The organism is uncultured Gimesia sp. (genome assembly GCF_963976445.1).
In the GTDB taxonomy this organism is placed as follows: Bacteria; Planctomycetota; Planctomycetia; order Planctomycetales; family Planctomycetaceae; genus Gimesia.
Genome location: NZ_CAXBKP010000027.1, coordinates 24,161 through 38,355, shown reverse-complemented (window position 1 = coordinate 38,355; position 14,195 = coordinate 24,161). Strand labels below are relative to the sequence as shown.

Below are 14,195 nucleotides of genomic sequence, written 5' to 3'. Positions count from 1 at the left end.
ATCCAGATTTTCCGTTCCAGCCCCTTTTCCCAGAATAAAACATACCCCCGTTTTTTTCCTGATTCAGGGGCAGACTTGGACAATTTGGACTTGGAATTCCGCTCTGGAAGCTGCTACAATTAGTCATATCAATGATTTTTTATCATTGCATTCACACCCATAAAGCTCACCAACCGATACCTACACTAAACTCCTGCCATTCCTTGAGAAGGGAACACCTATGCTGTCAATCTGGGGACCAGAAACGAAGCTCTGTGATCGTATTTCACGTCGGGAAATCCTGAAAGTTGGCGCATTGGGTCTGGGAGGACTCAGCCTGCCCCAACTGCTGCAAGCAGAATCCGCATCTGGGAACCGCAAACGCCATAAAGCCGTCATCATGATTTACATGTGCGGTGCTCCTTCGCATCAGGACATGTATGACCTCAAAATGGATGCACCTTCGGAAATTCGTGGTGAGTTTCGGCCGATCAATACCAAAGTCCCCGGCTTTCAAATTTGCGAGCACATGCCTCGTCTGGGCAACATCGCCGACAAAATTGTTCCACTCCGCTCAGTACATGGTTCACCCAACGGTGCTCATGACTCGTTCATCTGTTACACCGGACGCACTACCCGCAATCAGCCCGCCGGTGGCTGGCCTTCGATTGGTTCGGTCGTCTCCAAACTGACAGGCCCCGCTGATCCTGCCGTGCCTCCCTTTGTTGGTCTGGCTCCCAATACCGGGCATCCTCCTTATGGTTCTCCCGGTCTTCCCGGATTTCTCGGAGTCAGCCATTCCGCATTTCGCCCTTCCGGACCATCCAGCAAGAACATGGTTCTGAATGGCATCGACGAATCCCGGCTCAATAATCGGAAACAACTGCTGGCCACCTTCGATCAATTTAAACGCGAGGCAGATGCCAGCGGATCGATGCAGGGCATGGATGACATGAACCAACAGGTCTTCAACATTTTGACATCCAATAAACTGGTCAATGCCTTAGATCTTTCGCAGGAAGATCCCGCGATCCGAGAGCGCTATGGAAAAGGGGACCCGAAAAACTACGGCGATGGTGCCCCCCGGAACCTCGAACATTTCCTGATGGCCCGTCGCCTCGTAGAAGCCGGCGCGCGAATCGTCACCTTGAATTTCGGACGCTGGGATTTCCACAGTAATAATTTCGGCGGCTTGAAAACAACACACCTCCCCCAATTCGATCAAGGCTTAGCCACACTGATCGAAGACCTGCACGAACGCGGCATGGCCGACGACGTCGCCGTTGTTGCCTGGGGAGAATTTGGTCGTACACCAAAAATCAATAAAGATGGCGGCCGCGATCACTGGCCCGCCGTGGGTGGCGGCTTACTGGCCGGCGGCGGTTTCAAGACCGGTCAGGTCATTGGTGCGACAGACCGCCTGGGAGCCCAAATCGCCGATCGCCCGATTCACTTCGGAGAAGTCTTCGCGACCCTCTATCGTCACCTGGGAATCGACCACAACACCGCCCCCATCCGTGACCTCTCCGGCCGCCCGCATTACCTCGTCGATGATCACGAACCGCTGCACGAAGTGATTTAATCGCTTTCTTTAAGACTGAAAAGCTCATCCTTTAGCTTTTCTGCCTGAACCGCTACGATATGTGTCTGCCTTGAGAGAGTTTTTATCAGACGACGCACACATAATTATCGGAATGAATGATGGCGAAAGCAGGGATGGATGACGCTTTACTGGATGTATTGCACGAATACTGGGGCTACGCCGAATTTCGTCCGCTCCAGCAGGAAGCGATGACGGCTGTCCTCGAAGGTCGTGATTCCCTGGTCGTCCTTCCCACGGGTGGGGGAAAATCGCTCTGTTACCAGGCGCCCGCACTCTGTGTGGACGGTATGGCGGTCGTCGTCAGCCCCTTAATTTCCCTGATGAAAGATCAGGTCGATGCCCTCCGCGTCTGTGGAATTTCCGCCGCCTACCTGAATAGTTCGCTGGATCAGAAAGAATCACGAAAAGTCCTGAGTGACGTCCGCAAAGGGGAAATCAAACTACTATACGTGGCTCCCGAACGCTTGATGTTGGAAGGCATGCTCAGCATGTTGACGGAAATCAAGCTGGCATTCATCGTGATTGATGAAGCGCACTGCGTCAGTATGTGGGGACACGATTTTCGCCCGCATTATCACGCACTGCAGGAACTCAAAAATATTTATCCGCAGTGTGGCATTCACGCCTATACCGCGACCGCCACCGAACCAGTACGCAACGATATCGCCGTCCAACTGGCTCTCAATGAACCTGATGTCCTGATCGGTTCGTTTGACCGCCCTAATCTAACTTACTCTGTCGCACGACGGGCAGACCGGTTTGCGCAGGTCTCGGAAGTTCTGGAACGTCACCCGAATGAACCGGGAGTCATCTATTGTATTTCGCGTGCGGATGTTGAATCGTTGAGTAAGTCGTTGAACAATGCCGGCTATGAAACGCGTCCCTATCATGCCGGGCTGCCCGACGAGGAACGCGCCGCCAACCAGGAAGCCTTCATTCAGGACCGTGTCGACGTGATCGTCGCCACCATCGCGTTCGGCATGGGCATTGACAAACCCAATGTACGTTATGTGATTCATGCCGGCTTGCCGAAGTCCCTTGAAAATTATCAGCAGGAAAGCGGCAGAGCAGGGCGGGACGGCCTCGAAGCTGAGTGCGTCTTACTTTATTCCGAGCAGGACGCGATGATCTGGAAACGCATTCTAGATGATCAACCCGATGAATCGAAAGCGAATTCGCTTAAGTCACTGCAATCCATGCAAAACTACTGCCACAGCTTTGACTGTCGACACCGCTTTCTGATGCGACACTTCGGACAGGATCTGGAACAGGATTGCGAGACCGGCTGCGATCTGTGTCGCGGCGATTTTGAACAAGTAGAAGAGGCCCAGGAAATCGGTCAGAAAATTCTGTCTTCCATTTTCAGACAGGATCAAAACTATGGTTCTACCTACACAGCCTCTGTGCTGAAAGGCTCGAAAGACAAGAAAGTACTCGCGAATCGGCACGATAAGTTGAGCACATACGGCCTGCTCAAGCGGGAAAGCCTGACGACCATTCGCCACTGGCTCAATCAACTGATGGCGCAAGGCTTCTTAACCAAAACCGCCGAGTATCAACAACTGCGAATCACCGATTCGGGCTGGCAGTTACTACGTGGAGAAGTCATACCACAGCTCATGCGTACAACCCAGGAAGTAAAGGCTGACAAAACACGTCGCACCAAAAATGATTTAGCCGACCTGAACTGGAAGGGCGTGGACCAGGGGTTGTTCGAAGAGTTACGCAGCCTGCGAAAACAAATCGCCGGCGAAAAAGGCCTGCAACCTTACATGGTCTTTGGCGATGCCACACTCCGCGAACTGGCCCGTCACAAACCCCAGACATTGCCACAATTCCTCGAAATCTGGGGAGTCGGGCAGAAAAAATGCGATGATTTTGGACAGCAGTTTCTCGACTGCATTACTGGCTATCAGGACGAATAACAGACTAAAACCCTGGATTCATTAAATCAGGGATCATCAAATCTCGTGCTACCACGAGTTGAACGTGCCTCAGACCATCGTGTTTGTCCCGGCACACATTAACGCCGTAAGCCCCTACGTTTCAGTCAGTTACCAAGCATCCTTTTTGTATTTTCCTATTTTTCGCAAAATCTGTTGCGAGAAACATTGCAGGGCAGTCGATGGAAGTATAACATCCCTTCATTGAGATTGAGTTTCAATTTCAATCAGCCAGCCAGCAAATATGGTTTTCACCATCGGTAGCCAGCCAGCCAGAACAATCGGTCATTGAACTGGGTTAGAGCCCATTCAATTTTATTCATTCTGGTATCCCGCTACATTTCAGGAGAAACCATGTTACCCCGCCATCGCACGAAACGTGCCTTCACGCTGATTGAACTTCTGGTAGTCATCGCCATCATCGCGATTCTAATCGCCTTACTACTCCCCGCCGTCCAACAAGCCCGTGAAGCCGCCCGCCGAACTCAGTGTAAGAATAACCTGAAGCAAATCGGTCTGGCCGTGCATAACTATGCGGACGTCTATACCTGCTTGCCCAATGCCAATGCGAACAGCGAATTGAGTGGAGGCAGCCTGTTTGTTTCGATCCTTCCCTTTATCGATCAAGCCAATGCCTACAATCTCTACGATTTCAATTTGAAAAATACCAACTCCTATAATGCAGATGTAGTGTCACAAATACTTCCTTTCTATCTTTGTCCCTCTTCACCCATGCCACGCGCTGTGCCAAGCTGCTCAGATGATTATGGCCGTGCTCCTGGAAACTATGCTGTTTGTGGAGGAACAGAAGACTACAATATTTACTGGGCACATTATGGCGATCCACAGCCAGAACAAAATGGCGCGATTGTTTATACAGGCAGCACCGCTGGAAAAATTCGATTTAGAGACATCACCGATGGCACCACGAGCACCCTGTTAGTCGGAGAAACCGCTTATAACCTGCCAGATTATACATTTGGTAGCAGTTCAAGCTGTAGCGGTGAGAAACGCTATGGATACACATACTGGGCGAGTCCCTACCCAGGTTCGACTGTCTGTTTTACTTCTAGCGATTTCAACCCCCATGATATCGCCGATGATTCCGTGTTCGACAGCGATTGGAGAAAATCGTTTCGCAGTGACCATGTGGGTGGCGTGCAGTTTGTCTTTGTTGATGGCTCGGTCCACTTTATCTCTGAAAATATTGATGCCTCTCTGCTGGATGCTCTGGCAACCCGCAACGGCGGGGAGGTGATTGGTGAATTTTAATCGACTCGCCTCAGCCTTCTCTGTTTGCCTGGCATTGGTTGCTCTTGCTGGTTGTGGTTCCTCGAACGAACTTCCCCGTGCTTCGGTGCGGGGAATGGTTCTCCTGGATGGAGAACCCCTTCCAGAAGGAATTATCCGATTCGTTCCCACGGGAGCAACGAAAGGACCAAAGTCCTTTGCGGAAATCCGCGTCGGGATGTTTAAAGTTGACAAGCAATATGGCCCCATCGTCGGGACCCATCGTATTGAAATCATATCGACAGATGATGGTGGATTTCCCGAAGATGACGAAGAAGCGTTCAAACGGATGCAAGAGCAGGGAATTACAAAAATCGATAAGATCACGGTTCCTGCCGCCTATAATAAACGCAGCCAGTTGACGGAGTCTGTGACCCCCGAAGGCCCAAACGATTTCAATTTTGAGCTCTCCTCGAATTCAAAACAAAAGAAAAACTGATCTTGAAATCAGATTTGAATTCCTACCAACTGCAGCCACCGCTCAGCAGATAATAAAACTCATTCGATTTCAAAATCGAATCCAAATAACTAAAGACCATTTTTTCTTGACTGCAAACGGAGAAATCTCATGAAGTTCTATCAAACGGTTCAACGGGAACTGAAACAATGGGGACTGGCCGGGCTGATTGTGCTGCTGACACTCTCGGCGACAATGCAATGGACGCCCGCGAAAGGTCAGCCTGAAACTGAGACAGACCAGGAAAAAGCAGCTGCGACCAAACTCTATCAGGCAGCACGAGAAGCCCGCGCTGTCTGGCGTGATTTCCCCGGGTTCAAAGCCGATGTTACCGTACGCTATAACGACAAGCAGACCACAGGCAAACTGACCGCAGACAAAGACTTCAAAGTCAAACTCATACTCGACGATGAATCGCTTTCCGAATGGAGTCTGCCAAAACTGCGATCGGTCATCGGCCATCGTAAGTATCGTCAGCAGAAACCGATTCCCGCGACATTCGCTGATCAACAGATCAACCACCCGCTGGGACGTCTGGTGAATATCGATGGCAAAAAGGTCTCCTTTCGTCTGCAAGACGATGTCATGACCGAAGTCCAGCGTCGTTCCGATAAAATGTGGTTCACCATTTCCACACTGGATGTCTGGCGTACCAAAGAGGGTGCTGTTCTACCCCGTGATACTTCCGTCACCTACCGAAATCCTAATACGGGAGCGATCACTTCCAATCGCAGCAACACCTTCGGCTTTGCCCGTGTTGGAAATTTTGACCTGCCAGCAACCATGCTGACTGTGGAATGCAGCGAGAACTTCGAGAGAAACATCGGTTCAATCAAACTTTCCAACCATCGTTTGCTCACTGCCGAATCACTCTCACAAACAGAAACAAAATAAGTACGGGCGCAATCGTTAACCCTTTAAAAACAAGAGTACGCACATGAAAACGTTTCAATGGACCGCCGCCATCATCTGCCTGCTGGCTGCTTCGATGACAAACCAGGCTTTTGCCCACTTCCTCTGGCTCCTGCCTCAGGCTGAAGGCAAGAACAACGCCGCGAAAGTTCAACTCTACTTTGGAGAAGCCGCCGAACCAGATGACCCGGATCTGCTCAAGAAACTCACAGACATCAAAGTTTGGGAAAAGACCTCAAAAGGTCAACTGGAAACTTACAAATTGACCGCCGGCGATGATTCACTGTTCATCACCCCCAAACCCAAAGGTGCAGGCAGAGCTGCCTACGGTCTCGATCATACCTACGGCGTGATCACCCGCGGCGAAAGCCAGTTCCTGCTGAAGTATTACGCCAAAGCGTTTCCTCAAAAGAGCCAGCGTGTCTGGAGCAAAATCAACACCTCAGAACAACTGCCACTGGAAATCGTCCCCGTTCTGAAAGGCGAAGAAGTCACCCTGCAGGTCAACTGGAACGGCAAACCACTGGCAGACGCCGAACTCAAAATCATCGGCCCTGAAACCAGCAGTGAAACCGTCACCGCGGCGACAAACGCCAAAGGACAGTTCCAGACGAAATTAACCGACGGCGTCTACTCGATTCGTACAAAACATACCGAAGAGAAAAAAGGCGAACACAAAGGCGACAAATACGATAGCATCAGACACTATTCCACTCTGACTCTGCCATTTGTCGCTCTGTCTGAAAGTAAAAAGACAACAGCAACAGAATCAACTCCTGAAGTTGACAGTAAGTTTCCTCAGCTTCCCGAAGGCATCTCCAGCTTTGGAGCCGCTGTGAGTGGAGATTACCTCTATGTCTATAGCGGTCACATTGGACGCGCTCACGCACACAGTGCTGAAAACCTCTCGCAATCGTTTCAGCGTCTGAACCTGAAGCAGCCCAAGGCCTGGGAAACATTGACACTCAAAACACCTCTGCAAGGCTTAGCAATGGCGCCCCACGGCGACAGTGTTTATCGCGTCGGTGGGCTCTCGGTCCACAATAAGAAAAAAGAAGATTCTCTGATGGAATCTCTACCTACAGTCGAACGCTATTCTCCCAAAAAGAAAGCCTGGGAAGCTGTTACTTCCATGCCCACTGGTCGCTCTTCACACGACTCGGTATTTCTGGGAGACCAGCTATATGTTGTCGGTGGCTGGACGATGCAAAAAGAAGATGAATCGATCTGGCAGGAAGACATGCTCGTTCTCGATGCATCTCAGGCAGACCCCAAATGGAAAGCAATTAAGCAACCATTCCAACGTCGTGCCCTCTCGGCTGCTGCTCACAAGGGACAGATTTTTGCCTTGGGTGGCATCGACTCCGATGGTGATATCAGCCATGAAGTCGACATCTATTCCCCCGAAACCGGCAAATGGACCAAAGGCCCTGAGTTGCCTGGCAGTACGATGAATGGCTTCGGTACAAGCGCCTGGAGTCTTGATGGAAACCTGTATGTCAGCGGCATGGACGGTGGTGTATACCAACTGGATCAGAAAAAGAATGAGTGGAAAAAAGCAGGAGCGCTCAAGACGCCTCGATTTTTCCATCGCCTGTTGCCCGACGGTAACGGTGGTCTGCTCGCCATTGGTGGTGCCTCTCGTAAAGGACACCTGAAATCCATTGAGCAGGTCAAATTGAATTAAAAGCGAGTTTCCGCTTGTAGAGACAAGAGCTCTGTTCTGGATACGCCCCATTCCGGGAGTTCTTGTCTCTCTTTTTTTGTGGCTCATCAATATTCTTCCCCCCCTCAGTGAGAATACCATGGACACCCAAAACGCACTGAACAAAGCGATCGGCCTGTTCCGGCAAGGCTTGCACTATCAAGCACTGGAGCGAATCTCGCAGCTCTTGAAAACGCATCCCGATGAAGGCAAAGCGTGGGAACTCAAAGGGCTGGTAGAAGACTCGCTCAGTTGGCAGAATACTTCAATCAGCTCGCTGGAAACGGCTACGACTTTGATCCCCATTTCTGCATCCGGACAATATATTCTGGCTAAAAATTATCTGGAAATCGGCAAACATTCACTGGCGAAATCGGTGTTTTCAATTCTGCTCCAACGACAGGACCTTCCAGACAAACTCTTGCCGGCGATCTCGTCTTATCTGGGACAATACCCCGAACTGACTCATCTGGCACTCGAAGCCTGCAGAAAAGCAGTGAAGCGAGATCCTGAGTGTGCCGAGTCCTGGTTGGGCATGGCCTGCTTTATGGGAAAGCTGCATTACCCGAAAGAACAGATTGCCAATGTGCTCCGTAAATCTGTAATGCTGGATCCGGAGAATCGACACTTTCGAATGGCATTGAGTAATGTATTGGAACAGTCAGGACAGATTGATCAGGCCTACCGCGTTGTCAAAGAAATAAAAATATCCGAACTGAATCAGATCCCGTGTGCTGCATGCCTGAAAAAACTGATCAACATTTTTTCGCAGGCGAATGATGACAACCGACGCGAAATTTGTCTTAATCAACTGAAACAACTTCAATCAACGGAGATCCGAAAATCGACGAAAGTGTTTCCAAGCCGATTTTCCGACCCCCTGAATAATTAACACGCTGAACCAAGCTCGCAGCGTGCCTAAAAGAGAAACTGTCATGATCTCGCAAACCGAAGAATATGCATTACGGGCTATGACCTGCCTGGCATTTCGTCATCCCAGCTTTATCACACGCGATCAACTTTTTGAAGCGACGCAGGTTCCACACGCCTATCTGCCCAAAATCATGTTGGAATTAAATCGCACCGGTCTGATACGATCACAACGCGGACAGAACGGCGGCTATGCTTTGATTCAATCCCCACATAATATTTCTCTGTTGAACATTATCAAATCGGTCAGATCGGGAACCGCTAAGAATTCACTCTTATCTACCGCTTCAATTTCAACAGAAATCAATCAGTTAAACGAGCACTTGAACCAGACACTTTCCATGCTGGAAACGGCTTTAGATCAAACATCATTGGCAGACATCATTACGATTCCTGTGAAACAGAAATTAAAGGAACAATACTGTGTTCAAAAATAAAATCACAATCCTTTTTTCCTTAGCACTCCTACTTTGCTCCACAAATGTGGAAGGTGCGGATATCTGGTCTGGTTTTCGTGGCAATGGTTCCAACATTTCACCCGCTGCGAATCTGCCTGTAAAATGGTCTCACGAACAGGGAATTCGCTGGAAGCAAACCGTTCCCGGGTACGGACAATCTTCTCCCGTCATCTGGAAAAACCAGGTCTTCGTGACATCCATTGAAGGGCCACAGCAGGAAACATGTCTGCTCCACGTGTACGAGCTTTCCAGCGGACAGTTAGTCTGGGCTAAAGAGATCAAAGCCAGCCAGACGAAGAAAACCTCATCCATGGTCTCGCGCGCCGCCCCCACGCCGATTGTTGATGAAGACGGCGTCTATGCGTTTTACGAAAGTGGTGATGTCGTCGCTTATACGCATTCCGGATCACCACTCTGGCACCGTTCTTTAGTGAAAGATTACGGTGCTTTTGTCAGCAACCATGGCATCGGAAATTCTCTCGCACAAACGGCAGATCAGATCATTGTTTTAACAGCCCACGATGGTCCTTCTTACCTATTGGCTCTAGATAAAAAAACAGGAAAAACAAACTGGAAAACCGATCGTGAAGAAGGTGTCGCCTGGACCTCTCCCACGATTGCTGATCGAGCTGGAACACCGGAAATCATTGTCAGTTCGCGTGGCACTGTGAAAGGTTACCAGGGACTCACCGGCGAACTGCTCTGGACTCATTCCGGCATTAGCGGCAACACCATTCCTTCGGCCTCGGTCCATGGAGACATGATTCTGATCGGTGCGTCCACAGATCGAAGAAATCCCAACGCGGAAAAAGCCAGTGCTTCCAACTGCTGCCTGAAACTCGTCACCAAAGCAGGCAAGCCAGACTACGAAGTCCTCTGGAAAGCAAAAAAAGCCGTTTCCTATTACTGCACTCCACTCGCATACAAAGGCTGTGCCTATTTCGTCAATAAAGTCGGCGTGGTCTACTGTCTCGATCTGCAGACAGGAGAACAACATTACGCTCAACGTCTCACTGGTCCCTGCTGGAGTTCACCATTAGCAGCAGGGGACCAAATCTATTTTTTCACGAAGAAAGGGACGACTGACGTCATCCGTTCGGGATCGGAATTTGAATTGCTCGCATCCAATCCACTCTTCGCTGAAAAGGAAGACAAACCTGAGACTAAGAAAACCGCAAAGCAGGACGAGAAACCAAAGTCAGAAGGTCGTGGCTCCGGTAGAGGCGGCTATCCTCAATTCGGCCCCACCATCTATGGCACCGCGGCCGTTGATCAGGCTCTCTTGATTCGAACAGGAACCGAACTCTACTGCATCGGTTCATCCGAAAAGTAAACCACGCAATCAAGTTTTCTCAAAAGTCAGTAATGCTGAAATTCAAAGCCTCTGGATTCATTCCGGAGGCTTTGTTTTTAGAACACATCCATTTTCTACTGTCTATTTAGAACTTGACAGCATCCCGCCCACGACGATACTCCCTGCTGTGTGTCGCGCGCGAGCTAACCAGTTTCTTCACTGCTTATCTCCGCGTACTGAACCGATCCCCTCAATCATCGACTGGACATCCAACACATTTTCCAGCGACCATTCAACTCGGTTCCGAATTTTCACCTCGTATCGACTCGCTTCGACGCTGTCTCGACGTCTTTCGTCCTGGCATAGTAACGTTTCACACCAGTACCAAAGCCTTTCGACTGTCGCATTCTCTTGACTTGCTGACGCCCTTCGACAAAAAAGTTTCGACATCTCCATAAACCCCTAAAACAACTGCGATCAATTAATAAAAGGACCGCACAACATATCGCTGCACGACCCTATAGAATACCCGATCTGCTGCTGTTGATGTGAGATGAAATAAAAGGTTCGCTGCTCATTCAGTCACGTCGGTCCTGCTGCCCCACAACAATTACCTTTGTCGGCACGCCAGACACCAAAAATGATCCAACAGGCTCCAAACTCTTTAGAGACAATGCTTGAATCATCCCCGTCCCCGGTTCTGTCCAGAAAGCATAGCGGCCCGCTTGATCAAAGGTGATCGCATGATGCCCGTAGTGTCCCTCCACTTTACTCGGTCCTACCTTGACCTGTTTCAGCAGCTTGGCATCCTGAAAATCGAGATCCGCATTAGGGTCCAGGTCAATCAGACTCAAATACTCCGTTTGATCCAATTCCTGGGGATGATTATGAAACACAAATGCCAGTCGCTTGCCCCATGCCGTTTTGATCACTTCCAGACCTGCGGGAGAGTTCCCTTCGTCCATTTTCAACGGAACAGAAGTCAGAGCAGGCTCATCCAGCTTGGCGTTCAATAGACACAGCCGGGCCGAGGCACCTTTTCCGGAGACAAAACAGACAAAGTGTCGCTGAGTCACAAACGCCCCCGTTCTCTCCGGCTTCTTTGTCTCGGCATCCTCGCCGAGTGAAAGATATTGAACCTTTACTTTGGACTGCGAACCGGGCAGGGGATTCAGGTCAGCTTCACACCAGCAGATCCCGTCTGCTGGTGCAAAAAACACTTTCCCCTCACAGACAGTCGCCCCGTGAATGGCACCGGTAGGCAATGCGAACGAATACGCAACCTGCTCATTCCCTTCAGGGAGAATCCGTGTCACGTCGACCATCCCTTTCTGAGGTCCGCCACCATCAATCCACGTTGAGTATCCGGTTATCCCTGCAGCCACCGCCAGCGTAATATGATTTCCCCCGCCTCGATGAAAACCGGTCCTGACTTTTGCCTGCGGATCATTCCGATACAGCTGAGGATCCAGACGCGTATAACCCGAATTGCGATCATTGGCCAGATAGAATACCCCTTGATAACAATACAGATGAGCGGGGTTCCCCTGTGCCGTATCCAGTCGCGACTCGATCACTTTCGGCTGTTTTTTGTAGTACCAGTGCGAATGATTGCCATGCGACTCTGCTTTCACACCGGAATCGAAAAAGACCCAGCCACTCTGGTTCTGTCCTCCTTCCTGATCACGCACTCCTACCATTAATGTCTCCAGACTCTGCTCCATCTGCACCAGATTCTGCGATTCCGCATCCAGTTTCGGAAACGCATCAAGCACCGCCGGCGACTCGAGAGTAAGCGTCTTCCCCTTACGTACATCGGCCCATTTCACCGTTTGCGTGGCACGGTCCTGATAAAACAGACGGCAGACGGTCCGTTTTTTGGATGTCGGTTTAGAAACTCCCGACTGCTTGTGCTGCTGCGATTTTGCAGGCACCTTTGCCTCAGCTCGCACGATCAACGGCATCGGTCCCATCAATCCCAGAGCCAGCAGAAAACACAATCTCGCGTTATAGAGGCGCAATAATCCCATCTCGTCATCTCCTCAATTGAAAAAAATGAATGAATACAGCGGCTTCTACAACGAATGCAGAACCCTTACTTCAATTTGTCTCGCCAGGGTGTGCCTGTTCCTTCCAGAAATTGGAAGCGTCTACGGTCGTATTGCACACAGACCCAGACACACTGCGCGACAGTTCCCTGGATCCAATAAAACCGGCGGCGGTTTTGCGTTCCGTGATAAACGGCAGGGCGTCCCTGGAACGCAGGGCTGTCCGCCAAACTCGGATTGCCCCTGAAATAACGGGTCAATAATCGGCTGTCTGAGGGCCCCAGCTTCTGCTCTCGTCTCCAGTTGATGCCCGTGGCGGTAAATGTCTCTGGGTAGCTCAATTCGACAAGCTCCGGTTGTTCCCCACTCTCGGGAGCACAACCGAAGATACTTGCCAGGCACCAGAACATCGAGAACGAGATTCCCCCGCGTAACCAGACTTTGAGACTCCAAACCGACATTTAAAAACACGCTCCCGTCTTACTTCGGATTCTCCCATACGTTCGGGAGAATCCCGTTTTACAATCAAACAGAACTTAAAATTCGCCAATCACAGCGCCATCCGCCCGATTGAACAGATTCCGTAATGTCGACAAATCGATATTCTCTCCGACAAACCGTACGCTGCCATCACACAGCAGCGCGTTAACACCGCCAGCGTGCAGGCTCCGTGCCCCGGAAATCACCTCGCCATGATGGGAAACATCCGGTTCCGAAGAATTAGGAGGAAAGTAACCGTGTACCAGAGTGCTGTAGCCCAACGTTCGAATCCAGGCCCCTGCACGGCGTCCTTCATATCTTGTTGCCGATCGAGCGACCAGATCATCCGCAGAGACAGAGCAGGGCCCGCCGCCACTCACACGTTTCATCTGCCGATCGGCATTCAGTAACAGCGTCGTGTCCGGCCCTCGATCACCAAATAGGGTTTCCGCCATAAATATCGTATTCGTCGTACCATCGGTAATATCACGAAATTGGGTCGATGAACCCCGCCAGAACAAACCATCATTTTCAGAGGAACAATAATTCGTATCCAGACCGGAACCACCGTTGACCATATAATTCGAACCAGCCCAGACCGTTCCGTTGTCGTCTGTGTAAAACACGTTTCCTGCATCACTGGGGCAGAGAAAAACCGGCAATGACTGGCGGGCCACCACTTCCAGAGACGGATTAATCGTCGCTGCCCAGGCAGGTCCCGACAGCAACGGTTCCCGAAAATCAATCAGATTCTGCAAATTAGCCTGATCCAAGTAGGGAAGCAGCTGTGCGGAAGGCGAATAACCATATAGTGAATCAGAAGCCATCAAAGGGAGTTGGGAATGGGTTTCGTGATAATTGTGCAAAGCCAGGCCCAACTGCTTCAGATGATTTTTACATTGCACCCGTCTTGCCGCTTCACGTGCCATCTGCACCGCCGGTAATAATAGTGCGAGTAAAATCGCAATAATGGCGATCACCACCAATAGTTCAATTAAAGTAAATCCGCGTTTTCGATTCATCACTCCTCCATCTCCCAGATAAATAACCAACAGATAAATAAATCAAAAACAGTGGCAATCGCGATGGCACATCA

The 14,195-nt window shown here is 50.3% G+C and carries 12 protein-coding genes; 9 read left to right on the top strand and 3 right to left on the bottom strand.

The window, feature by feature from the left end:
- Nucleotides 1–220 precede the first annotated feature (220 nt).
- From AAC022_RS22365 to AAC022_RS22325, 9 genes are all read left to right on the top strand, one after another.
- On the top strand, nt 221–1,561 hold the full coding sequence (locus tag AAC022_RS22365; RefSeq protein ID WP_339734638.1) for a DUF1501 domain-containing protein: 1,341 nt from the start codon (nt 221–223) through the stop codon (nt 1,559–1,561).
- 116 nt (nt 1,562–1,677) lie between these two features.
- A complete protein-coding gene (gene recQ / locus AAC022_RS22360) occupies nt 1,678–3,507 on the top strand; it encodes a DNA helicase RecQ (protein WP_339734636.1) in 1,830 nt (609 codons plus the stop codon).
- A gap of 372 nt (nt 3,508–3,879) precedes the next feature.
- Nucleotides 3,880–4,797, top strand: coding sequence for a DUF1559 domain-containing protein (locus tag AAC022_RS22355; RefSeq protein WP_339734634.1), 918 nt, complete (start codon nt 3,880–3,882; stop codon nt 4,795–4,797).
- Nucleotides 4,787–5,254, top strand: coding sequence for a hypothetical protein (locus AAC022_RS22350; protein WP_339734632.1), 468 nt, complete (start codon nt 4,787–4,789; stop codon nt 5,252–5,254). Before AAC022_RS22355 ends, AAC022_RS22350 begins: the two co-directional genes overlap by 11 nt.
- 129 nt (nt 5,255–5,383) lie before the next feature.
- Complete coding sequence (locus AAC022_RS22345) at nt 5,384–6,166, top strand: DUF3386 family protein (RefSeq protein ID WP_339734630.1); 783 nt, start codon at nt 5,384–5,386, stop codon at nt 6,164–6,166.
- Between the two features lie 43 nt (nt 6,167–6,209).
- Nucleotides 6,210–7,871, top strand: coding sequence for a DUF4198 domain-containing protein (locus AAC022_RS22340; protein WP_339734628.1), 1,662 nt, complete (start codon nt 6,210–6,212; stop codon nt 7,869–7,871).
- Between the two features lie 118 nt (nt 7,872–7,989).
- On the top strand, nt 7,990–8,781 hold the full coding sequence (locus tag AAC022_RS22335; RefSeq protein ID WP_339734626.1) for a hypothetical protein: 792 nt from the start codon (nt 7,990–7,992) through the stop codon (nt 8,779–8,781).
- A 43-nt stretch (nt 8,782–8,824) separates the two neighbouring features.
- Nucleotides 8,825–9,256, top strand: coding sequence for an Rrf2 family transcriptional regulator (locus AAC022_RS22330; RefSeq protein ID WP_339734624.1), 432 nt, complete (start codon nt 8,825–8,827; stop codon nt 9,254–9,256).
- Entirely contained in the window at nt 9,243–10,610 is a 1,368-nt protein-coding gene (locus AAC022_RS22325; RefSeq protein ID WP_339734622.1) for a PQQ-binding-like beta-propeller repeat protein, read from the top strand. The genes AAC022_RS22330 and AAC022_RS22325 overlap by 14 nt, the downstream gene beginning before the upstream one ends.
- A gap of 539 nt (nt 10,611–11,149) precedes the next feature.
- Here the strand turns inward: AAC022_RS22325 and AAC022_RS22320 are convergent.
- From AAC022_RS22320 to AAC022_RS22310, 3 genes are all read right to left on the bottom strand, one after another.
- Nucleotides 11,150–12,601 (bottom strand): hypothetical protein, encoded by a 1,452-nt coding sequence (locus AAC022_RS22320; protein WP_339734620.1) that lies wholly within the window; start codon nt 12,599–12,601, stop codon nt 11,150–11,152.
- Nucleotides 12,602–12,666: 65 nt separating this feature from the next.
- Complete coding sequence (locus tag AAC022_RS22315) at nt 12,667–13,080, bottom strand: hypothetical protein (protein ID WP_339734618.1); 414 nt, start codon at nt 13,078–13,080, stop codon at nt 12,667–12,669.
- Nucleotides 13,081–13,155: 75 nt separating this feature from the next.
- Nucleotides 13,156–14,121 carry a DUF1559 domain-containing protein gene (locus tag AAC022_RS22310; protein WP_339734616.1) on the bottom strand — a complete coding sequence of 322 codons (966 nt, stop codon included), beginning with the start codon at nt 14,119–14,121 and terminating at the stop codon, nt 13,156–13,158.
- Nucleotides 14,122–14,195: the final 74 nt, after the last annotated feature.

What these genes read in the sequence shown, in the direction of transcription:
- AAC022_RS22365 (WP_339734638.1), top strand. Translation starts at nt 221, where the DNA reads ATGCTGTCAATCTGGGGACCAGAAACGAAGCTCTGTGATCGTATTTCA.
- recQ (WP_339734636.1), top strand. Translation starts at nt 1,678, where the DNA reads ATGATGGCGAAAGCAGGGATGGATGACGCTTTACTGGATGTATTGCAC.
- AAC022_RS22355 (WP_339734634.1), top strand. Translation starts at nt 3,880, where the DNA reads ATGTTACCCCGCCATCGCACGAAACGTGCCTTCACGCTGATTGAACTT.
- AAC022_RS22345 (WP_339734630.1), top strand. Translation starts at nt 5,384, where the DNA reads ATGAAGTTCTATCAAACGGTTCAACGGGAACTGAAACAATGGGGACTG.
- AAC022_RS22340 (WP_339734628.1), top strand. Translation starts at nt 6,210, where the DNA reads ATGAAAACGTTTCAATGGACCGCCGCCATCATCTGCCTGCTGGCTGCT.
- AAC022_RS22335 (WP_339734626.1), top strand. Translation starts at nt 7,990, where the DNA reads ATGGACACCCAAAACGCACTGAACAAAGCGATCGGCCTGTTCCGGCAA.
- AAC022_RS22330 (WP_339734624.1), top strand. Translation starts at nt 8,825, where the DNA reads ATGATCTCGCAAACCGAAGAATATGCATTACGGGCTATGACCTGCCTG.
- AAC022_RS22320 (WP_339734620.1), bottom strand. Translation starts at nt 12,601, where the DNA reads ATGGGATTATTGCGCCTCTATAACGCGAGATTGTGTTTTCTGCTGGCT.
- AAC022_RS22315 (WP_339734618.1), bottom strand. Translation starts at nt 13,080, where the DNA reads ATGTCGGTTTGGAGTCTCAAAGTCTGGTTACGCGGGGGAATCTCGTTC.
- AAC022_RS22310 (WP_339734616.1), bottom strand. Translation starts at nt 14,121, where the DNA reads ATGAATCGAAAACGCGGATTTACTTTAATTGAACTATTGGTGGTGATC.